This is a genomic window from Sphaerisporangium sp. NPDC005289, from assembly GCF_040607455.1.
Taxonomy (GTDB): Bacteria; Actinomycetota; Actinomycetes; order Streptosporangiales; family Streptosporangiaceae; genus Sphaerisporangium; species Sphaerisporangium rhizosphaerae.
Map to the genome: position 1 here is coordinate 533,220 of NZ_JBEXGS010000002.1, position 20,508 is coordinate 553,727.

At 72.5% G+C, this 20,508-nt stretch carries 18 protein-coding genes; 6 read left to right on the forward strand and 12 right to left on the reverse strand.

Going from position 1 to position 20,508, the window contains the following annotated elements; translation table 11 throughout:
* Positions 1-21 precede the first annotated feature (21 nt).
* From ABZT47_RS05095 to ABZT47_RS05130, 8 genes are all read right to left on the reverse strand, one after another.
* A complete protein-coding gene (locus ABZT47_RS05095; protein ID WP_354836324.1) occupies positions 22-465 on the reverse strand; it encodes a hypothetical protein in 444 nt (147 codons plus the stop codon).
* 291 nt (positions 466-756) lie between these two features.
* Complete coding sequence (locus ABZT47_RS05100; RefSeq protein WP_354836326.1) at positions 757-1,647, reverse strand: aminoglycoside phosphotransferase family protein; 891 nt, start codon at positions 1,645-1,647, stop codon at positions 757-759.
* Positions 1,648-1,687: 40 nt separating this feature from the next.
* Entirely contained in the window at positions 1,688-2,422 is a 735-nt protein-coding gene (locus ABZT47_RS05105; protein ID WP_354836328.1) for an alanyl-tRNA editing protein, read from the reverse strand.
* An 11-nt stretch (positions 2,423-2,433) separates the two neighbouring features.
* Positions 2,434-3,078: a DUF4166 domain-containing protein gene (locus ABZT47_RS05110; RefSeq protein ID WP_354836330.1), complete on the reverse strand. Its 645-nt coding sequence runs from the start codon at positions 3,076-3,078 to the stop codon at positions 2,434-2,436.
* Positions 3,079-3,212: 134 nt separating this feature from the next.
* Positions 3,213-7,034: a S8 family serine peptidase gene (locus ABZT47_RS05115; RefSeq protein ID WP_354836332.1), complete on the reverse strand. Its 3,822-nt coding sequence runs from the start codon at positions 7,032-7,034 to the stop codon at positions 3,213-3,215.
* Between the two features lie 199 nt (positions 7,035-7,233).
* Positions 7,234-8,142, reverse strand: coding sequence for an ABC transporter permease (locus tag ABZT47_RS05120; RefSeq protein WP_354836334.1), 909 nt, complete (start codon positions 8,140-8,142; stop codon positions 7,234-7,236).
* Positions 8,135-9,061, reverse strand: a complete 927-nt coding sequence (locus ABZT47_RS05125; RefSeq protein WP_354836336.1) for an ABC transporter permease — start codon at positions 9,059-9,061, stop codon at positions 8,135-8,137. Before ABZT47_RS05125 ends, ABZT47_RS05120 begins: the two co-directional genes overlap by 8 nt.
* 145 nt (positions 9,062-9,206) lie before the next feature.
* A complete protein-coding gene (locus ABZT47_RS05130; RefSeq protein WP_354836338.1) occupies positions 9,207-10,811 on the reverse strand; it encodes an ABC transporter substrate-binding protein in 1,605 nt (534 codons plus the stop codon).
* 129 nt (positions 10,812-10,940) lie between these two features.
* Between ABZT47_RS05130 and ABZT47_RS05135 the strand changes: the two genes are divergently transcribed.
* Positions 10,941-11,915 (forward strand): LuxR C-terminal-related transcriptional regulator, encoded by a 975-nt coding sequence (locus tag ABZT47_RS05135; RefSeq protein ID WP_354836340.1) that lies wholly within the window; start codon positions 10,941-10,943, stop codon positions 11,913-11,915.
* Between the two features lie 36 nt (positions 11,916-11,951).
* On the opposite strand, the gene ABZT47_RS05140 is transcribed toward ABZT47_RS05135, so the two are convergent.
* The gene (locus ABZT47_RS05140) at positions 11,952-12,416 is read right to left on the reverse strand and encodes an ATP-binding protein (protein ID WP_354836342.1); all 465 of its coding nucleotides are present in this window, start codon (positions 12,414-12,416) and stop codon (positions 11,952-11,954) included.
* A gap of 190 nt (positions 12,417-12,606) precedes the next feature.
* Entirely contained in the window at positions 12,607-13,587 is a 981-nt protein-coding gene (ppk2, locus tag ABZT47_RS05145; RefSeq protein WP_354836344.1) for a polyphosphate kinase 2, read from the reverse strand.
* Positions 13,588-13,782: 195 nt separating this feature from the next.
* On the opposite strand from ppk2, the gene ABZT47_RS05150 reads away from it, so the two are divergent.
* Positions 13,783-14,166, forward strand: a complete 384-nt coding sequence (locus ABZT47_RS05150; protein ID WP_354836346.1) for an STAS domain-containing protein — start codon at positions 13,783-13,785, stop codon at positions 14,164-14,166.
* 135 nt (positions 14,167-14,301) lie between these two features.
* On the opposite strand, the gene ABZT47_RS05155 is transcribed toward ABZT47_RS05150, so the two are convergent.
* Together ABZT47_RS05155 and ABZT47_RS05160 are read right to left on the reverse strand one after the other, a co-directional pair.
* Positions 14,302-14,979: a phosphatase PAP2 family protein gene (locus ABZT47_RS05155; protein ID WP_354836348.1), complete on the reverse strand. Its 678-nt coding sequence runs from the start codon at positions 14,977-14,979 to the stop codon at positions 14,302-14,304.
* Between the two features lie 283 nt (positions 14,980-15,262).
* Positions 15,263-16,465, reverse strand: coding sequence for a helix-turn-helix domain-containing protein (locus ABZT47_RS05160; protein WP_354836350.1), 1,203 nt, complete (start codon positions 16,463-16,465; stop codon positions 15,263-15,265).
* 185 nt (positions 16,466-16,650) lie between these two features.
* Between ABZT47_RS05160 and ABZT47_RS05165 the strand changes: the two genes are divergently transcribed.
* The 4 genes from ABZT47_RS05165 to ABZT47_RS05180 all read left to right on the forward strand — a co-directional run bounded on the left by ABZT47_RS05165 (position 16,651) and on the right by ABZT47_RS05180 (position 20,507).
* The gene (locus ABZT47_RS05165; protein WP_354836352.1) at positions 16,651-17,463 is read left to right on the forward strand and encodes an ABC transporter ATP-binding protein; all 813 of its coding nucleotides are present in this window, start codon (positions 16,651-16,653) and stop codon (positions 17,461-17,463) included.
* Positions 17,464-17,666: 203 nt separating this feature from the next.
* Complete coding sequence (locus ABZT47_RS05170; RefSeq protein WP_354836354.1) at positions 17,667-18,476, forward strand: ABC transporter ATP-binding protein; 810 nt, start codon at positions 17,667-17,669, stop codon at positions 18,474-18,476.
* Complete coding sequence (locus ABZT47_RS05175) at positions 18,473-19,363, forward strand: branched-chain amino acid ABC transporter permease (RefSeq protein WP_354836356.1); 891 nt, start codon at positions 18,473-18,475, stop codon at positions 19,361-19,363. The genes ABZT47_RS05170 and ABZT47_RS05175 overlap by 4 nt, the downstream gene beginning before the upstream one ends.
* Entirely contained in the window at positions 19,356-20,507 is a 1,152-nt protein-coding gene (locus ABZT47_RS05180) for a branched-chain amino acid ABC transporter permease (RefSeq protein ID WP_354836358.1), read from the forward strand. Before ABZT47_RS05175 ends, ABZT47_RS05180 begins: the two co-directional genes overlap by 8 nt.
* Position 20,508: the final 1 nt, after the last annotated feature.

A 20,508-nucleotide genomic window follows, 5' to 3' on the forward strand; every position in this document is an offset into this window, starting at 1 on the left:
AGCGGTACCGACCACCATGATCTAGCACCTGGAGAAGGTGCGTTTCCCGTCTCCGTTGTCGTCCTTGAGGGTGCTGTGGAGGTTGTCGGCCGACATCCAGCCGTAGGTCGAGGTGCCCGCGACGCGAACCCACCACCATAGGTTGCCGTACGAGTTGGGGATGAAGCACCAGTAGTAGACCGTCGTGTACCGGCTGAGATGCCTGACGTTGCCGCACGCGGCGTAGGGCGACACCTTGAGATTGGCGGCGATCTTCATATAGCCGGACCCGTCGCCGTTGATTCCGTGGCCGGGTCTGGGGCAGGACGTCGCCGAAGCCTGGGCCGGCGCTGCCATTGCCGTTCCGGCCAGCAAACCCAGGCCGGCCACCAAGGCCGCTGCCCCGCGCCGGCCCTTTCGACGCCGGGCGGATCCGAACCTCTTCGCCCACATGCTGTCGGTATCCGTGCCGCCTGTCTGTCCCATCACGTTCTCCTTCCTGCCGTCATAGATCGAGACGTGGCACCCCTGGGTTCCTCCCGGGTAGGGCCTGGGGCGACGTGAGCGATCCAGAAGGTCGGTTCCGGCGACGGCCCGCGTACGGGCCGGTCGGCGCTGTTCTGCGGTCTCGGCCACCATCGCGCATCCGAGCGCCGGGAGGCGTCCACCGCAGGGTTGAAGAGCGCGGTAAACCTGCGCGGTACAACAGAAGATCACGGATGCCGCTCGCGGACCCTGACGGCGCACCGGCTTACGAGCCCGGGCGCCGGTGGGCCGTCAGACGCCGGCCAGGTCCGCCAGGATCCGGACCGTCCGCATGACCCGGCTCGCGCCGTCCTGGACGCCGTGCTCGACCGCCCACAGCGCCGTCTCGACGCGCCGGGCCACCGCCCACGCCTGCAGGCGCCGCGTGTCCTCGCCGAGGGCCCCGGCGACCAGCGCGAACCGTTCGCCGGTCACCCGAGGCGCGTCGGAGTGCGCGAAGGGGTCGTCGATCTGCTCGACCAGCGGCCAGGGGTCGTAGCCGGGGTCGCCGATCATGGGCTTGGCGTCGATGGCCAGCCAGGGTCGGCGCCGGGCGGCCAGCACGTTGCCGGGGTTGAAGTCGCCGTGCAGGACGACCCGGCGGGCGGCGCTGCCGGGCAGCTCGCGCAGCAGCCGGACGCCGTGCGCCACCAGCCCGGGGTCGAACCCGGGGCGCAGCCGCTCCATGCGCTCCTCCACCAGATCGGCCCATTCGGCGGTGACGTCGCCGAGGCGCTCCAGCGCCGTCTCGGCGGGCGGGGGCACCGCCCACAGCTCGTTCAGCACTTCGGCACCCAGCAGCAGACGCTCCTCGACTGCGAGGTGGCCGGCGTCGCCGAGCGGGTCGCCCGGCTCGCACCGCTCCAGGAGCAGCGCGTACCTGACGTGGTCGTGGCGGTGCACCCGCACGGCGCCGTGCCCGTCCCACCATCGCAGGGCCTCCGCCTCACCTGCGGCCTCCCGGTGCGGCCAGCTGATCTTGAGGACCGCGGGGCCGCCGTCCGGCAGCCGGGCAGGAGCCGCCCACGAGCAGCTCCCGCCGTGGAACGGCGCGCCGAGCCGGAGCGACCACTCTTCGCGCAACCCGTTCACCAGCGACGGAAGCACCGCCAGCCACGAGCGCCCGTCATCGCTCCTGCCCATCGTCTCCATGATCGGCAGCGAGTGCGGGAAGAGGTCCACGCTAGTCGGAGATGGCGATGCGGAGGCGGCGGAAGCCCTTGCCCTTGCTCTCGATCTTGGTGACCACGATGCGGCCGATCTGGGCGGTCGTCGCCACGTGCGTGCCGCCGTCGGCCTGGGTGTCCAGGCCCACGATGTCGACGATGCGGACCTGCTCGGCGTCCTCGGGCACGAGGTTGGTGGCCGTGCGGATGATGTCGGGGAGCGCGAACGCCTCGGCGCGGGGCAGCACCCGGACGTCGATGCGGCGGCCGGCGGCGATCTCGGCGTTGCAGGCGTCCTCGACGGTCTGCTTGAACCCGGGCGGCACCTCGGGCAGGTTGAAGTCCATGCGGGCGCTGAACGGCTCCATGTTGCCGCCGGTCACCAGCGAGCCATAGTCGCGGAAGACCACGCCGCACAGGACGTGCAGCCCGGAGTGGGTGCGCATCAGCGCCGAGCGCCGCTCGTCGGCGACGGCGGCGCGCACCTCGGTGCCCGCGGGCGGGATCGGGTCGCCCTCGGCGGGGATCAGGCAGAGGTCCTCACCCTTGCGGGCGCCCACGATGCGGGTCTCGACGCCCTGCCACACCAGGACCCCGTGGTCGGCCGGCTGGCCGCCGCCTCCGGGGTAGAAGGCCGACCTGTCCAGCACGATGCCCTCGGGCGTCGCCGCGAGGACGACGGCCTCGAAGGCGCGGAGGTTCTGGTCGGACATCTCGAGCCGCTGCGTTCGCCCGTGGAGATCGACGCTCATGACCGGACAGCCTAGGCCCTTTCCTCCCGGCAGTGCCCCTGGTACGACAACAGCCGGCCGATCAAGGGCAACGCGACCTCCACCTCCAGGCGGAAGCTCGGCGGACCGCCGTCCGGATCCTCCGGTCCGGTCCAGGCGCGGGCGTGGACGCGGGGCGCCAGGCGCGCGGGGACGGGGATCTCGTGCCGGCCGGCGCGCAGGACGGCGCCTAGCTGGACCACCTCGACGTCCGCGGCGCCGGCCACGGTGCGCGTGCGGACCTCCAGCGGCCCGTGCCGCTCCCACCCTCGCTCGCCGAGGCGGATCTGGTGGCTGAGCAGCCTGCGCCCGCCGATGACGCGCTCCCAGCGCTCCACCACGGGCACTTCCCGCCTGCCCGCCTCCCCGTCCGGGACGGGTCGCTCTAGAGAACCGGGGGCCGTCCGTTCCGGCCGGTGCGGTTGTGCGGGGGCCGTCCGCGCGGCCGTCAGGCGGGTCACGGTGACGTGCAGCGGGACGGCCGTGCCCGTGCGGGGGAGGCCGAGCAGGGCGCAGGCCAGCCGCGCCGGCGGGCCCGGCCCCCGGCGCACCGTCAGCACGCCGGTGCCCCGCACCGTCCGCTCACCCAGGTGGAACCGGAGCATCCACGCGTACGACCCCTCGTCCGGCTCCCCCACAGCGCCCCCTCACGTCCCTGATCCCATCGTGGCATGCGCCGACTCCGGGCGGCGCCCGCGCGGACTCCGGTGCGCGCCGTGGGTCCGCGCGGGCGCCCCGGGGCCCGGGATGGGCCGGGCCCCGGGCTCGGGGGTCACCTCAGGCCGAAGGCCCGGACGATGGTCTGGCCGACGGTGTTGCCCTTGGTGTCCTCGGCGTGGGTGCGCAAGGTGACCGCGTGGGCCGTGCGGGGCGCGTCCAGCCTGGTCCTCCAGCCGTCGCCGGAGCGGGCCAGGCGGGCGCTCCGCCAGGTGGCGCCGTCGTCGTAGGAGACCTCGACGGTGACGGCGCTGATCGGCCCGGCGTCCACCGCGTACGGCAGCTGCCGGGGAGTGACCGTCAGATCGGCCTTGCGCTGGGCCCGGCCGTCGGCGTCCACGTCGACGTCGTAGTCCACCTGGATGATCGGCAGCGTCAGCGTGTGGTCGGTCTCGACGTATCCGCTGGTGAAGCCCCACTCGGTGAGGGTGCGCGTCGAGTACGGGTACAGCGACGCGTCCCGGGCGGCCTCGTTGACCAGGCGGTAGGGCAGCCGGTCGGGGCTGACGATCGGGGCCAGGACGACCGAGCGGTCGGTGCGGTCGTTGGTGACGCGGTCCACCAGGGTGTCTCCCTGGTACAGCGACGCCGTCTGGGTGACGTGCTCGTTGAACAGCATCTCCCCCTGGTGGTCGCCGCCGGAGCTTCCCCAGGCGGGCAGGAAGAAGACCAGGGCGTCGCCGCCGCGCAGGGGGAACCAGCCGTTGGCGTCGTTCATCCGCGGGCGCACGATCGGGCCGAACCAGCGGGAGTCGCCGGTCGCGCCCGCCTTGTAGGTGACCAGGTCGGACTGCTCCTGCGCCCCGCCGTCCAGGGCGAGCGCGTACTCCATCCAGCGCACGCCGCCGTCGGCGGACACCCAGTCGGTGCGGGTGCCGCGCGCCGGCCCTTCGGTGAGGTAGCCGCTGAATCCGCGGGGCCAGTCGGGCAGCACGTCGGTGCGGAAGTCCCGCGCCGTGGCCTGCTCGTGGTTGGCGAACGACATCTCGACGCGCGCGAGGTCACGCTCGCCGGGCCGGTAGACCGGGTCGGCGGGCACCGCGCCGGTCCACCTGTGCACCAGGTCGAAGAGGTAGCCGGCGGCGGGGTGCGAGGTCACCTGCAGCGGGGCCTTGCCCTTGTTGAGGATGCGGCCGATCAGGCGCTCGCCCTCGTCCATGGTGACCGAGGCCACCGGCATCGGGGCGGGGGTCTGCACCGCGTCCCAGGCGTCGAGCCTGCCGCGGCCGTTGCCCACCAGGAGCAGCAGCCTGGCGCCGGCGGCGCGGGCGGCCTCGGCCATCGCGACCGGGTCGGCGGCGTCGCTCCAGCGCACGACCGCGACCTTCCCCTTGACCTTCGCCGCGGCCAGCTCGGCGGTGCTCCCCTGCCCGGCGAAGACGGCGTCGAAGGAGTGGCTGCCCTCCGGCAGCGGGGTGTACCGGGACTGGATCAGCAGGTCGTCGAAGTCGTCGTCCTTCGAGGAGACCGCCAGGCGGGGCTGCTCGTCGCGCCAGCGCGCGGCGAGGTCCAGCCGGCCGCCGGTCACCTTGCCGCCGGTCGGCAGCACCCACATGCTGTCGTGCTGGACGCCGAGGAGGCGGCTGTCGGCGACGGCCTCCTCGCCGCCGAAGCCGCGGACGAAGTCCACGCGGGTGTCGACCGTGGTCCGCGGCCGGTCCATGCCCTTCGGCAGGACGGAGGAGAGCTGCCGGGCGCCGCCGGCGTCCAGGGTGACGGTGGTATCGGCCTTCAGGTCGACGCTGGGCTTGGCGAGCAGGGCCACGCCGAGCGAGTGCGGGCCGTTCGCGCCCTGCACCTCGCCCCACATCCAGATGGAGTACGTGCCGGTCGGCAGCCGCAGCGTGCGGGTGCCGGACTCGTCGATCGCGTACGCGTCGAGGCTCTGGTGCCCGTTGGGAAGCTGACGGGTCACGACCATCTCGCCGGCGAGCGGCTTGCCGGACCGGTCCTTGGCGTGAACGGTGAGCTGGGCCCGCTCGCCCTCCTTGTAGTAGCCGAGCACGGTGTGGGCGCGCAGCACGCCCTCCTGGTCCACCGCGTCGAGCCGCGCGGCCAGGTGGCCGTCCAACTCGGCCCGGTCGACGTCCAGCGTCACCTCGGCGGTGGCGGTGCCGTGCGCGGGGACGGTGACCGTGCCGGCCGACGGCTCGAACAGGCCCTCGGGGGCGCCTCCGGTGACGTTGAGGTTCAGGGTGACCGGGGCGTCGCCGGTGTTGGTGTAGGTCACCTGCCGGGTCGCCTTCTGGCCGGTGGTGTAGGGCCAGTGGGTGGTGATGTGGGCGGTGCCGGTGGCGAAGACCGTGCCGCCGACGGCGGCGCTCGCGTCCACCAGGCCACCGCCGGCCTGGTAGGGGCCGAACTGGAACAGGACCTTGCTGCTGCTGATCAGCGCGTCCTTCAGCCGCTGCCCGGTCCAGTCCGGGTGCGCGGCGGAGAGCAGCGCGGCGACCCCGGCGACGTGCGGGGTGGCCATGGAGGTGCCGCTCATCGTCTGGTAGGCGCCCTCCCCCTCGGGGGCGTACTGCGAGCGGGCCGCCAGCACGTCCACACCGGGCGCGGAGATCTCCGGCTTGAGGCCGTAGTCACCCACGCGCGGGCCCCTGCTGGAGAAGGCGGCGAGGGAGGTGCCCTTGCCGCCGACGCTCACCGCGGCGACCGAGAGCGCGGCGTCGGCCGTGGACGGCGCGCTGACGGTCTCGTCCTCGGGGCCGGAGTTGCCGGCCGCGATGGTGAACAGCGCGCCGGTCTCCTCGCTGAGCCGGTTCACGGCCTGGCTGAGCGGGTCGGTGCCGTCGGACGGGCCGCCGCCGAGGCTCATGCTGACGACCTTGGCCTTCTGGTCGCGGGCGGCCCACTCCATGCCCGCGATGATCCAGGAGTCCTGGCCGCTGCCCGCGTTGTCGAGCACCTTGCCGATCAGCAGGTCGGCGCCGGGGGCGACGCCCTTCTCCACGCCCTCGGACGCGGCGCCGGTGCCGGCGATCGTGGAGGCGACATGGGTGCCGTGGCCGTTGCGGTCGGTCACGTCCTGGCCGGGGACGAAGGTGGCCGTGCCGGTGATCCGGTCCTTCAGGTCGGGGTGCGCGGCGTCGACGCCGGTGTCCAGCACGGCCACCTTGACGCCGGTGCCGGTGTTCCCGGCGGCCCACACCTCGGGGGCGTGCACCTGGGCGACGGTGTCGGCGAGGTCGGCCTTGGCCTTGCCGTCCAGCCACACCTTGGCGATGCCGCCGGCGAGAGCCGTGCCGGGCGCGGCGCGGCGGGAGGAGGCGCCCGCGCCGGCCGTGCCGGTGAGGGAGTTCCAGAAGTCCGCGGCCCGGTCGTGGCCGGCGGTCAGCGCCGCGCCCTGGATGCTGCTGAGCGTACGGACCTTCGCCGCGCCGCCCGGCACCGGCTCGGCCCGCTTGCGGGCGGCGGCGTCGGTGTAGGTGACGATCAGCGGGATGTGGTCGCTGCTCGCGTCGTCGTAGCCGTAGGCGGCGAGCTTGGTGACGTCGAACAGCGACCGGTCGACCAGTCCGGCGGTCACGTACGGGGCGGCCGTGTCCGGCACCACGTACACCTCGTCGCCGACGGTGGTGATGCGGGCCGCGGCGCGGCCGCCGTGCGGTCCCTGGACGGAGACGATCGCCGGGGTGTCGCCGCCGGACCGGTAGGTGACCTTGTCACCGCTGATGAGCGTGACGGTCCGCGTGCCGGCGGACGGGCCGGTCGCGGCCCGGGAGGCCGTGGCGAGCCGGGAGGCCGTGGCGGGCCGGGAGCCGGGGCCGTCGGCGGAGGCGGTCCCGCCGGTGAGCGGCGAGGCCGCCATGACGAGGCTGAGTCCCGCGGCCAGGGAGGTGAACCCGAGCCGTAGGGAAGGGGGGCGCTGCACGAAGCCACTCCAAAAATTAGGCAAATCGCCAGAAATCTCTGCAATGGTGACGAAGCGCATGTGACGCCAGCAACGGGAGCGACTTGTCGGAAATATGACATGTCGTATCTGCGACAGCCGCCCTGGTGCGGCCCCGGCCGTCAGGCGTGTAGAGCACGCCGGCGACCGGCGAAGGGGATCGCCGCGCAGGCCGGGTGCGTCAGCGCAGCTTGGGGTCGAGAGCGTCGCGGACGACGTCGCCGAGCATGAGGAAGCTGAGGACGGTGGCGGTGAGGAACAGGGCCGGGAACAGCAGCAGGTGGGGATACTCGGCGAAGAACGACTGGGCGACGTTGAGCTGCAGGCCCCAGGACACGTCCGGGTACTGCAGGCCGACGCCCAGGTAGTCCAGGGTCGCCTCGCCGGAGATCACGTTGCCGATGTTGAGCATGGCGACCACGAACACCGGGGCGATCGCGTTGGGCAGGATGTGCTTGACCATGATGCGCAGGTCACCGGCGCCGAGCGCGCGGGCGGCCTGCACGTAGTCGGAGTCGCGCACCGCGATGACCTGGCCGCGCATGAGGCGGGTCATGGTGGTCCAGCCCAGCAGCACCAGCACCGCGGTCATCGCCCAGATGCCGTGCCCGGGGAAGGCGACCAGGACGACGGTCGCCCCGAGGACGAACGGGATGCCGAAGAACACGTCGGTCACCCGGGCGATGATCGCGTCCAGCGCGCCGCCGTAGTAGCCGCCGACCAGGCCGAGCAGGACGGCGATCAGCAGGGCGAAGACGGTGACGGCGATGCCGATGAGCACCGAGGCGCGGGTGCCGTGCACGATCTGGGACCAGTAGTCGCAGCCTTGCAGGTCGTAGCCGAACAGGGCGCCGCCGCCCGGGCCCTTCTTGGACATCCGCAGGTTGCAGTCGTCGTTCGGCCCGAACCGGGCGAACAGCGAGGGGAAGGCGGCCATCGCGCAGGCGAGCAGCAGGATGGCCATCGAGATCCAGAACACCACCCGGCCGCGCAGCTCCAGCCACGCGTCGTACCAGAGGGAGCCGCGCTCGCCGCGGCGGGCCTTCGGGCCCGGGGCGGCGGACTCGACGGAGGCCTTGAGGTCAACCACGGCGGATCCTCGGGTCGAGCACGCCGTACAGCAGGTCGACGAGCAGGTTGGCCAGAATGAAGATCATCACCAGCAGGGTGGTGACGCCGACGACGACCGGTCCCTCCTGGAGCTGGATGGACTGGAAGACCTGCTGGCCGATGCCCGGCAGGTTGAAGATGCCCTCGGTGACCACCGCCCCGGCCATGAGGTTGCCGAAGTCGACGCCGAGGTAGGTGACCACCGGGATCAGCGAGTTGCGCAGGGCGTGCCTGCCGATGACCCGCGAGCGCCGCATCCCCTTGGCCGTGGCGGTGCGGACGTAGTCGGCGCGCAGGTTCTCCACCACGCTGGCCCGGGTCAGCCGGGCGACGTACGCCAGGCCGAACGAGCCGAGCACCATGCCGGGCAGCAGGTAGCTGACCGGCCAGCCCTCGTCGGTGCCGGCGGTCGGGAACAGGCCGAGGTTCAGGCCGAGCAGGATCTGCGCGGTGTACCCGACGACGAAGACCGGGACGGCGATGACGAACGTCGTGCCGGCCAGCACCGCGGTGTCGGCGAGCCTGCCGCGCCGCAGCGCCGCCAGCACGCCGAGCCCGATGCCGACGACCAGCTCGAAGACCCAGGCGGTGACGGCGAGCTGCGCGGTCACCGTCCAGCGGTCGGTGAGCAGCTCGCTGACCTTCTGGCCGGTGAAGGTCTCCCCCAGGTCGCCGCGCAGGAACACCCCCGCCATGTAGAGGCCGTACTGGACGATCAGCGGGTCGTTGAGGTGGTAGTGGTCGCGGAGCGTCTGCAGGACGTTCTCGGGCAGCGGCTTGTCACCGGCGAGCGCGAGGATGGGATCGCCCGGCAGGGCCCACACCATGGCGTAGATGAGGAAGGTGGTGGCCACGAAGACCGGGACGGCCTGCAGCAGCCGCTGGACGGCGTACCTCACCGGCGGCCCTCCCCCTCGCGCGCGGCCGGGCACCCCGCCCGGCCGCGGGAGATGACCAGGTGCGGAGTGCCCATCGCGTGCATTCTTGCTCGACCATGCCTTACTAGACGGTGCCTTGCCCGACCCGCGCCTGCTCGTCGGTGCCTTACTTGACGGTGATCGTGTCGAGGTTGGGGCTGTAGGCGTCGATGCGCACGTCGCCGACCTTGTTGCTGAAGCCCGCCTGGTCCTGCCAGTTCCACAGCGGGATCATCGGCATCTCGGCGAGCGCGATGTCCTCGGCCTGCTGGTACAGCGGGATGCTCGCCTCCATGCTGGGCGCGGCGTTGGCCTTGGCGACCAGGTCGTTGAACTGCTTGTTGTCCCAGCCCATCCGGTTGCCCGCGCCCCACATCGACTCAAGGTAGTTCTGCGGACTCGGGTAGTCCATGACCCAGTTGTTGCGGTAGGGACCGTCCTCCTTCTTCTCCCGCAGCGTGGACAGGTAGTCGGCGGCCGGGATCTTCTTGAACTGGATGTCGGTGATGCCGAGGTTCTGCTTGAGCTGGTTGGCGACGGCCTGCATCCACTGCTCGTAGCTGGGGTCGGCGTTGGAGAAGTAGAGGTTGAGCGTGCCGGAGAACCCACCGGCCTTGTCGAACAGCGCCTTGGCCTTGGCGGCGTCGTAGGTGCACGCCTCGCCGCAGGGGTTGTCGCGGTAGCCGGGCACCAGCGGCGCCACCAGCGAGGCCATGGGCTTGAACGCGCCGTTGTAGACGGCGTCCACGATGCCCTGCCGGTCGATGGCCATCGAGATCGCCTTGCGCAGGTCGGCGTTCTGGAACCGCTTGTCGAAGGTCGGGAAGCCGAGGTAGTCCATGGTGCCGCTGGGCGTGGGCACGAAACGGTCGCCGAGCAGCTTCTTGGCCTCGGACGCGCTCGCCGGCGGGATGGTCTGCAGCAGGTCGACCTTGTTGGCCCGCAGGTCGGTGTACGCGGTGTCGCGGCTGGCGTAGATCTTGAACAGGACGGCGCCGGACTTGGCCGGGCGCGGACCGGCGTAGCCGTCGAACTTCTTCAGCTTGATCTGCTGGTTGTGCGCCCAGTCGCCGTCCAGGGCGAAGGGGCCGTTGCCGATCGGCTTCTGGTCATAGGCCTTCAGGTCGGTGAAGGCGGCCTTGGGCATCGGCGCGAAGCCGGTGTAGGCCAGGGTGATCGGGAACTGGCTGAAGGGCGCGGTCAGGTGGACCTCGAGGGTGGCGGGGTCGACGACCTTGAGCCCGCTCAGCTTGTCGGTCTCGGGCTTGGCGCCCTCGGCCTCGGGGTTGAGCTTGTCGTAGCCCTCGATGTTGGCGAAGTAGTAGTTGTTGGTCCACGCGTTCGGGGCGTAGGCGGCGGCGTTCCACGCGTCGGCGAAGCTCTCGGCGGTCACCGCCTCGCCGTTGTGGAACTTCTGCCCGGTCTTGATCTTGATGGTCCAGGTCTTCTGGTCCTGGCTGGTCACCGACTCGGCCGCGCGCATCTGCGGCTTGCCCTGGGGGTCGATCACGACGAGCGTGTCGAACAGCGCCTGCAGTACGGTGATGGAGTAGCTGCTGGAGGTGTTGCCGGGCGTCAGGTGGTCGGGCTCGTTGAGCGCGACGGAGAACTGCTTCGGCCCCTGTCCGCCCTGGTCGCCGCCCGTGCTCCCGCCCGAACCGCCGCACGCGCTCAGCGCGAGCGTCGCCGCGAGGAGGACGGCGGCACCTCGCGCCTTGTTGTGGACCGTCACTGTTCCTCTGCCTCTCCGTCGCTCCGGCGTGATGCCGGAGAGGCTAAATAGCAAGGCAGTGGTCTGCATCGGATGGTTTACGTATTCCGTGAAAAGATCTGTGTCGGGCAAGCTGAGCGCGGAGGACTGATGGATCAGATCACCCTGAGCGCAGGTCACCTCCACGCGTTCACCGAGGTGGGGTTCCAGGTGGCCGGAGGGTCGGGGGCCCACGGCGCCATGACGGCCCTGCGGAAGATCATCCCGGTGGAGGCGTACGAGTTCGTCGCGTTCGACCCGGCGACCGGGCGCCACCGCAGCCTGGTCTCCTCGGGGTACGCGCGGGTGGACGAGGACGCCGCCGAGGAGTACGCCGGGCTTGATCCCTATCGGCGCGCCATGAGCTCGCGCGTCCCGCTGTCGATGGGCTCCCCGGGCACCGAGCTGTACTACCGCAGGCACCTGGAGCCGTACGGCTGGCGTTCGGGGCTGACCGCGCCGCTGTTCGTGAACGAGGGCCGCTACACCGGTCTGCTGCACGTCAGCAGCCGCGACACGCTGCCGCCCGAGACCGCGACGGTGCTCAGCGCGGTCTCGGGCACCCTGGCCCACGTCACCGACCTGACCAGGTGCGTGATCGACCCGATGGGCCTGCCGCCCGGCTTCCACGCGGTCGCCTTCGAGCGCGGCGGGCGGCGCCGCTCGGTCGCCGGATGGCCCCCGTCGCGGGCCCTGGAGCACGAGCCGGCGATGGCCGAGCTGGCCCGGGACTTCATCGACTCCCGCGAGCTGTCGCGGCGGGGGCTGTGGCTGGACTCCTGCGGCCAGTGGCGCGAGGTGCGGGTGCACCGCGCGGGCGTCGGCTTCCACGGCGCGATCCAGGGCGCGGTCATCGCCGAGCGGCCGTGCGCCCTGCCCTACGACCTGACCTCGCGGGAGGTGGAGGTGCTCACCCGGGTCGCGCTGGGCGACTCCAACCCCCAGATCGCCGCGGCGCTGGTGCTCAGCGTGCGCACGGTGACCACGCACCTGGAGCACATCTTCGCCAAGCTGGGCTGCGACAGCCGCACCCGCCTGACCACCAAGGTGCTGGCCGAGGGCCTGTGCCGCCTCGACCTGCCCTGACCCGCCCCCGACCTGCCCTGACCCGTCCTCGCCGGGTCAGCGGGCGACCCGCAGGGAGCCGTTGGAGGGCGCCGAGGGGTTGAGCAGGTCGATGTGCATCTCGAACCAGACGTTGTTGGTCCCCGCCTCCCTGATGAACCCCCAGCGGTGGGCGAGCGCCTCCAGCAGGAGCAGGCCCCGGCCGCCGGTGTCGAGCGGCGAGGAGGGCCGCCACCCGAACGGCGGGTCGAGGGAGCCGGCGTCCTGGACGGCGATGCGCACCCAGTCGGCGGAGTAGGACACGCTGAGGGTGAAGGTGCCCCCGTGCCCGGAGTCGGAGTGCACCACCGCGTTGGTGGCGATCTCGCTGGTCAGCAGGACGCAGTCGTCGTGGAGCGGGTGGCCCTTGCCCAGCGCCGAGGAGACCAGGCGCCGGGCGCGGGCGACGGCGTCAGGGTCCCCGGCCAGGTGCAGGACGCGGTCGCTGTCCGGTTGCGCCCTGCCAAAGCCTGATGAAGTCATGCGACCCCCCGGTAGTCATCTGCCCGCACCGTGTTAAGGACGCCCGGGTGGCGTTGTGAGATGTCGCCGAAAGGTAGGAATGCCGTCTCCAACGCGGTCGCTCCCACTCACCGGGCCGCGTTCGCGGCGGCGCGGGCGGCATGGGCGGCATGGGTGGCATGGGTGGCATGGGTGGCATGGCGTGGCGTGGTCATCTCGCTTTCCCGGTCTCGGCGGCGGGCAGGTCCAGCGGGCCCCCTTCGCGGTCCGACTTGTCCTCATCGACGATGTCGGCGGCCGAGCGGACGATGAGCGGGTCGGGGGCGCCGACGACCTCGTGGTCCTTGTTCGCGTACTCGAACAGGCTGAGCACGTGGCGCATGGCCTCGATGCGGCCGCGCTTCTTGTCGTTGCTCTTGATGACGGTCCAGGGCGCGTCCTCGGTGTCGGTGTTGAGGAACATGTCCTCCTTGGCCCTGGTGTAGTCGGTCCACTTGTCCAGCGACTGCAGGTCCATCGGTGACAGCTTCCACTGCCGGACCGGGTCGACCTGGCGGATGACGAACCGGGTGCGCTGCTCGCGTCGCGACACCGAGAACCACAGCTTGACCAGGCTGATGCCCTCTCGCACGAGCATCCGCTCCAGCAGCGGGGCCTGGAGCATGAACTCCTGGTACTCCTCGGGGCTGCAGAAGCCCATGACCCGCTCGACGCCGGCGCGGTTGTACCACGACCGGTCGAACAGGGCGATCTCCCCCGCGGCGGGCAGGTGGGCGATGTACCGCTGGAAGTACCACTGCGTGCGCTCGCGTTCGCTGGGCTTCTCCAGGGCGACGACGGTCGCCCCGCGCGGGTTCAGGTGCTCCATGAACCGCTTGATCGTGCCGCCCTTGCCCGCGGCGTCGCGGCCCTCGAAAAGGATCACCAGGCGGCCGCCGGTGTCCTTGATCCAATATTGGAGTTTCAGCAGCTCGATCTGCAGCAGCCGCTTGGTCTGGTCGTATTCCGAGCGCGACATCCGCTCGGTGTAGGGATAATGCTCGCGCCAGGTGTCCACGGTGCGCCCGTCGGCGTACAACAGGACCGGATCGTCGTCGTCGCTGGCGTCCACCCACAGGCCAGGGGTGCGGTCGAGCAGCTCGCTCGACTCGATGGACTGGGGATAGGCGGTTTCCGAAGGTGCCGACTCCATATCGTCAGCATTACATATAAAAATGACCCTGCTGGCGTACGGTGCGATACCAGGTCTCGATCCAGGTACATAGCGCGCCTAAGGGAGCCGGAGGCGATGGCCCGATGCGACGATGGAGAACGACAGGAACGATGACAACCCCGTCCATGTGAGCTGACGCTGCCGTCTTCGACGTTCGGCAAAGGGAGCGGCCGGATGCCTTTGAAGCTGGCGATCGTCCCCCACCGCGACCCCGCCTGCACGGTGGTCACGCTGGATGGCGAGCTCGACGCGACCACGCGGGCCAAGACGGGCCAGGCTCTGGACGGCCTGCTGGCGCAGGGGTGCGACCGCGTCATCCTGGACGTCGCGGGGCTGCGGTTCTGCGACTCGGGCGGCGTGTGGCTGCTGCTGGACCTCCGCCAGCGGGTGGCCGCGTCGGGGGGCTGGGTGCGGCTCGCGGGCGCCGAGGGGTTCCTGCGCCGGCTGCTCGCGCTGACCCGGCTGGACACGGCGTTCGCCCTCGATCCGGACGTGGCCGCCTCGATCGCCGCCGTCGCGGGCGGCGCGCCCGGCTCCCCGCGCGACGCGCGAAGCTGAACCCCGGGACGGGGCCCGGGCTCCCCGTGACCTCGGTGGCCGGGTGGGCGCGAGGCTTCGGTGGCCGGGTGGGCGCGAGGCTTCGGTGGCCGGCTGGGCGCGAGGCTTCGGTGGCCGGCTGGGCGCGAGGCTTCGTCAGATGGGCAGGCCGGTGACCGGGCGGGGGTCGTCCTTCTCGCCGGGCCGGCCCCGGACGCGGCGGCTCTCGCGGGCGGCGCTCAGGCGCAGCACGGCCCAGGCGCCCGCCGTGCTGGTGAAGATCGACCCGGCCACGTCCGTCGGGTAGTGGACGCCCAGGTACAGTCGGGCCAGCGCCTGCGCGACCACCAGCAGCACGCCCGCCGCGGCGACCACGGGGAAGTACCGGGTGCCGTGGGCGAGGTAGGCCGCGGCGAACGCCAGTGACATGGTGAGGGCCACGTGGCCGCTGGGGAAGCTGTCGTGCCCGAGCTCGGGGACGAGCTGGAAGGCGACCGGCGGCCGGGGCCGGTCGATGAGCGCCTTGACCACCGAGTTGACCGTCCATCCGACGGTGACCAGCAGGAACGTGACGACCGCCGTGCGGGGCCGCCGGACCAGCAGCAGGACGGCCGTGAGCAGCGCGATCATGGTCACTCCGGCGGGCGGGGTGAAGGCCGCGTGCAGGGCGTGGGCCAGCTCGGTCAGCGGGGCGGACCGCGTCGCGCGCACCGTCTCGTCCAGGCGCAGGTCGGCGCCGGTCCACTCGGAGGTCCGGGCGGCCAGGCCGAGGGCCGGCGCGACGGCGAGCAGCAGCAGGGGCGGCCCCAGGATGTCGAGCGCTCTTCTGATCACCGGCGGTGCTTCCGATCTGGCCGTGTTCGTGCCCGGAACGCCTGGTGCGCCCGGCTACCGCCACGTTAGGAAGACACCGGTCACGCACCGGCCAATTCAAGGTCATCCCGCCGCCCTGCTTCACCCAACCCCCGCCGCCGGGCCGCGACCGGGGTCAGCCGCCCGGGAGACGGGAGCGGTCGCCCGGCGGCGGGCGGTCAGCCGTCCGGGGAGAAGGGGACCGGTCGCCCGGCGGGTGGTCAGCCGCCCGGGAGAAGGGGACCGGTCGCTCGGCGGCGGGCGGTCAGCCGGCCGGGAGGAGGCGGACGGCCTCCAGGGCCAGGGCGAGCTCGACGATGTCGCGGGGACGCGACACCGAGCGCCCGGTGAGCCGCTCGACGCGGCGGATGCGGTTGAAGACCGTGTTGCGGTGGCAGTACAGCTGGCCGGCGGCGCGCACGGCCGAGCCCTCGCAGCGCAGCCAGGCCGACAGGGTGGCCAGCAGCACCTCGCGGTCGGCCGCGTCCAGCGCGAGCAGCGCGCCGAGCACCTCGCCGGTCAGCCGGCCCGACAGCTCGGGCTGGGCGACCACCAGCGCGGCCGGCAGCCGCCGGTCCAGCCGGGCGATCTCGGGCCCGCATCCCGCGCAGGTGCGCATGGCCAGCTCGGCGAGCTTCCTGGCCGAGGCCAGCTCCTCCAGCCCCTCCACGACCGGGCTGACCCCCGCCGGGCCGCAGACCACCGGGGCCATGCCCTCGACCAGGCGGTCGAGGGTGCCGTCGCCGAGCGCCACGACGGCGACCTCGTAGTGGGTGCGCATGCGCCAGACCAGCCGCATCGCGCCGAGCGTCTCGGGGTGGGAGTCGGCGCAGGGGGTCTGGCGGACCGGCAGCCTGATTGTGACGACCGCATAACGCCCCCGCTCGGGCAGGTCGAGGGCGGCCGCGGCCGAGCGGGCGACGGCGGCGTCGCCGGTGCCCTCCAGCAGGTCGTCCAGCAGCGCGTTCACCCGCTCGGTGCCGCGGCCGAGCAGTTCCTTCTCGCGCCGCCGGTAGGTCTCGGCCGCGGTCAGCGCCTGCCGGTCGATGGCGTGCCAGACGTGGGTGGCGGTGCGCACGAGCGCGCCGAGCAGTTCGGGGTGCTCGCGCTCGACCAGGTCGACGAACCCGGCCCAGGTGACCTGCGCCGCCAGGCGGTACATGCGCATGAGGGAGTCCATGGGCAGCCCCTGCTCGGCGCGGCGGCGGGCCATGGACCGGGCGAATTCCAGGTCGCGGCGCTTCTGGGGCCGTTGCAGGATGGCGGAGATGCCGATGCGCAGGCCCTCTTCCGTGCTCTGCCGGTGCTCCTCCGGCGAGACGAGCCTGCGGTAGGCCTCGTCGCCTTCGCGCACCCGGGCCACCAGCTCGTCGGCCAGCTCCGGGAGCCGTTCGAGCAGCCGGGCGGCGACGATGCGCAGGACGTGCCGCACATCGTCGTCAACGTGCTCGTTTCGCTTGGCGGGCATCTTTCGTAGATTGCCATCCGCCGCCCGGACGGAACAAGGTTCGGTTTCGTTTCGTGACGCGCCGTTGTGCGGGCGCACAACGGCCCTCCCGCGGCGGTGGGCACCGGTTGCGACTTCACCGCCGCATCTGGACGACGGTGCGCGAGCGGCGTTCGTATGTGGCTCACCGACCCGAAGGAGGAGCGATGGCGGCCACGGCGCCCCCGGCCGACGCCGGGCTCACGGTCAGCGGACTGGCGGTGAACTACGGAGCGGTGCCCGCGCTGCGCGGGGTGTCCTTGAGGGTGCCTCCCGGGGCGATCGTCGCCGTGCTGGGCGCGAACGGCGCGGGCAAGAGCACGCTTCTGCGGGCCATCTCCGGGACGCTGCGCTTCCACCGGGGCGCGATCGGAGGCGGGACGGTCCGCTGGGCGGGGACACGGCTGTCGGGGCTCGCGGCCCCCGCCGTGGTGGCGCGCGGGGTGACGCAGGTCCCCGAGGGCCGGCGGGTGTTCGCCCGGATGACCGTCGAGGAGAACCTGCGCGCCGGCGGGCTCGGCGGCGGCCGGCGCTCGGCGGCGGCGCGCGAGGAGGTCCTCGGCCTGTTCCCCGTGCTGGCGGAGCGGGCCCACCAGCGGGCGGGGCTGCTGTCGGGCGGCGAGCAGCAGATGCTCGCGATCGGCCGGGCCCTGATGGCGCGCCCGTCGATGCTGCTGCTGGACGAGCCGACGCTGGGCTTGGCGCCGATGATGGCCGCCCGCATCGCCGAGACGGTCAGGGAGATCAACGCGCGCGGCACCTCGGTGCTGCTGATCGAGCAGAACGTGGCGCCGGCGCTGTCGCTGGCCTCCTACGCCTATGTGCTGGAGGTCGGCGAGGTGGCCCTGGAGGGCCCCGCCGCCGAACTGGCCGCGGGCGACGAGGTGCGGCGGCGCTACCTCGGCATGGGCGACCCGGCGGACGGCCGGCCCCTGGACGGCCCCGCCGGACGGCGGGCGATCGGGAGGTGGCAGGGATGACCCCGTCATACCAACCGGACGGTATCCCGGACCGAAGCGGCATGACCCCCTCGCCCCTACCGGACGACGTGACGGACCGAAGCGGCATGACTTCCTCGCCCCTGCCCGACGACGTGACCGACCGAAGCGGCATGAGTTCGTCGCCCCGACCGGACGGCACCACTGACCGAAGCGGCGTGACCGGGTCATACCAACCGGACGGTATGCCTGGGCCGCGGGACGGGACGAGTGACCCGGCGCTGCTGGAGGTCCGGGAGGTGACGGTGCGGTTCGCGGGGCTGACCGCGCTGTCGGAGGTGAGCTTCACCGTGGCGCCGGGCAGCGTCCACGCGGTCATCGGGCCGAACGGGGCGGGCAAGTCCACCTGCTTCAACGTGCTGTCGGGGGTGTACCGGGCGGCCTCGGGCAGCGTCCGCTTCGCCGGCGCGGAGCTCACGGCGCTGGCGCCGCACCGCATCGCCGCGCTCGGGGTCGCGCGGACGTTCCAGAACATCGCCCTGTCCGGTCACCAGCCGGTGATCGACAACCTGATGCTCGGACGGCACCGGCTGACCCGGGCCGGGTTCGTCTCCTCCGGCCTGCGACTGCCCGCCGCCCGCCGCGAATGGGCCCGGCACCGGGAACGGGCGGCCGAGATCGCCGAGTTCGCGGGCCTCGGCGGCCTGCTCGGCACGCCGGTCGGGCTGCTGCCCTACGGGGTGCGCAAGCGCGTGGAACTGGCCCGCGCCCTGTGCATGGAGCCGCGGCTGCTGCTGCTGGACGAGCCGGTGGCCGGGATGAACGCCGGCGAGCGGGCCGAGATGGCCGGGCTGATCGCCGAGGTCCGCCGCGGCCTCGGCATCTCGGTCCTGCTGGTCGAGCACGACATGGGCATGGTCATGCGCCTCGCCGACCGGATCACCGTGCTCGACTTCGGGCGCCGCATCGCCGACGGCACGCCCGGACAGGTGCAGGACGACCCCGAGGTCATCCGGGCCTACCTCGGCCCGAGCGCCGACCAGGAGGACAAGTGATCACATTCCTGGAGCTCCTGCTCAACGGGATCTCCATCGGGGCCGTCTACGCGCTCATCGCCCTCGGCTTCGTCGTCATCTTCAAAGCCACCGAGGTGGTGAACTTCGCCCACGCCTCGCTGCTGCTGGCCGGCGGCTACCTGGTGGCCCGGCTCCAGCCGGTCACCGGCTTCTGGGCCGCGCTGCTGGTGGGCGTCGCCGCCGCGGCGGCGGTCGGGGCGTTGATCGAGTTCCTCATCATCCGGCGGGCCGGCGCCGGGTCCCACAACGTGCTGGCCATCGTGACGATCGGCGTCGACATCGTCCTGACCACCGAGCTGACCCGCCAGATCGGCACCGAGATCCTCGCGCTCGGCGATCCCTGGGGCGACGCGGTCGTCCACCTCGGCCAGGTGACCGTCGCCGAGACGCGGCTGGTCGCGCTCGGCACGGCCGCGACGCTGATCACGCTGTTCCTGCTGGCGTTCAAGTACACCGGCTGGGGCATCGCGATGCGCGCGACCGCCGAGGACGCCGAGACCGCCGCCCTGATGGGCATCCGCCTCGGCCGGGTCTCGCTGAGCGCGTGGGCGGTCGCCGGGGCCCTCGCGGCGGTGGCCGCGCTGTTCCTGTGCGTGTTCCCCACGCCCGGGCTGGACCGCGGCACCTCCCTGGCCGCGATCAAGGCGTTCCCCGCGGCCATCCTCGGCGGGCTGGACTCCACCACCGGCGCGCTGGCCGGGGGTCTGATCGTCGGGGTCACCGAGGCGCTGATGAGCGGCTACCAGAACCAGCTCGCCTTCCTCGGACGCGGCATCGGCGACGTCGCGCCGTTCCTGGTCATGGTCGTCATCCTGCTGCTGCGCCCGGCCGGCCTGTTCGGCACCAGGGAGACCGTCCGTGTCTGACGGCCGCTCCCGGGCGCGCCGGGCACTGGTGTGGGCCGCCGGGGCGGCGGCCGCGATCGCGATGCCCTTCTACCTGGAGGGGTTCTGGCTGCAGACCGGGCTGTTCGCGATGTCGGCGGCGGTCGGCGCCATCGGCATCGCCCTGCTGACCGGCTCGACCGGGCAGCTGTCGATGGGCCACGCCTTCTTCCTCGCCGTCGGCGCCTACTCCTACGTCTACTTCGCCGACGACCCGGCCGCGGGCGCCTCGCACGCGGCGGCGGGTCTCGGGCTGCCCACCCCGCTCGCCGCGGCGCTCGCGGTGCTGACGGCCGGGGTGGCCGGCGGGCTGTTCAGCCCGATCGCCGGGCGGCTGAAGGGCGCCTACCTGGGCATCGCCACGCTGGCGCTGATCTTCCTCGGCCAGCACGTGCTGTTCAACGCCGAACCGCTCACCGGCGGGTACAACGGGCGGGCCGTCCCGCCGATGGAGCTGTTCGGGCTGGTCTTCGCCGACACCCCGTCCCTGGTGCTGTTCGGCGTGCCGTTCGGCTCGCTGGAGCGGCTGTGGTTCCTCGGACTGCTGCTCGTGCTCGGCGCCGCGGCGTTCGCCCGGGGAGTGCTGCGGGGACGGCCCGGCCGGGCGATGAACACCATCCGCGACCACGAGATCGCCGCCGGGGTCATGGGCGTCCCGGTCGCCCGCTATCGGGCCGGGGTGTTCGTGCTGTCGTCCATGTACGGCGGGCTGGCCGGGGTGATGCTCGCCCTGGTGTTCCAGCGGACCGTGCCGGACTACTTCGGCGTGCTGCTGTCCCTGGACTACCTCGCCATGATCGTCATCGGCGGCCTGGGGTCGGTCGGCGGCGCGGTCCTCGGCGCGGTGTTCGTCTCGGTGCTGCCCCAGCTCCTCACCCGCTACAGCGACGACCTGCCGCTCATCGCCGAGCCGGGCTCCGGCGGCCTCTCCCCCGCCGAGGCGGCCCGCATCCTGTACGGCGCCGCCGTGGTCGCCGTGGTGCTCTTCCTGCCCGGCGGCCTGGCCGGGCTGCTCGCCCGGCTGCGCGCGGCGGCCGGAGCCCGGGCGACCCTCCTCGCCCGCGCCCCGCGGGCGCCCGCCCCCCACTCCCCCACTCCCTCTCCCTCCCCCGACACCAGGAGCTGAC

What these genes read in the sequence shown, in the direction of transcription:
- ABZT47_RS05095 (WP_354836324.1), bottom strand. Translation starts at nt 465, where the DNA reads ATGGGACAGACAGGCGGCACGGATACCGACAGCATGTGGGCGAAGAGG.
- ABZT47_RS05100 (WP_354836326.1), bottom strand. Translation starts at nt 1,647, where the DNA reads ATGGGCAGGAGCGATGACGGGCGCTCGTGGCTGGCGGTGCTTCCGTCG.
- ABZT47_RS05105 (WP_354836328.1), bottom strand. Translation starts at nt 2,422, where the DNA reads ATGAGCGTCGATCTCCACGGGCGAACGCAGCGGCTCGAGATGTCCGAC.
- ABZT47_RS05135 (WP_354836340.1), top strand. Translation starts at nt 10,941, where the DNA reads ATGGATCAGATCACCCTGAGCGCAGGTCACCTCCACGCGTTCACCGAG.
- ABZT47_RS05140 (WP_354836342.1), bottom strand. Translation starts at nt 12,416, where the DNA reads ATGACTTCATCAGGCTTTGGCAGGGCGCAACCGGACAGCGACCGCGTC.
- ppk2 (WP_354836344.1), bottom strand. Translation starts at nt 13,587, where the DNA reads ATGGAGTCGGCACCTTCGGAAACCGCCTATCCCCAGTCCATCGAGTCG.
- ABZT47_RS05150 (WP_354836346.1), top strand. Translation starts at nt 13,783, where the DNA reads ATGCCTTTGAAGCTGGCGATCGTCCCCCACCGCGACCCCGCCTGCACG.
- ABZT47_RS05160 (WP_354836350.1), bottom strand. Translation starts at nt 16,465, where the DNA reads ATGCCCGCCAAGCGAAACGAGCACGTTGACGACGATGTGCGGCACGTC.
- ABZT47_RS05165 (WP_354836352.1), top strand. Translation starts at nt 16,651, where the DNA reads ATGGCGGCCACGGCGCCCCCGGCCGACGCCGGGCTCACGGTCAGCGGA.
- ABZT47_RS05170 (WP_354836354.1), top strand. Translation starts at nt 17,667, where the DNA reads ATGCCTGGGCCGCGGGACGGGACGAGTGACCCGGCGCTGCTGGAGGTC.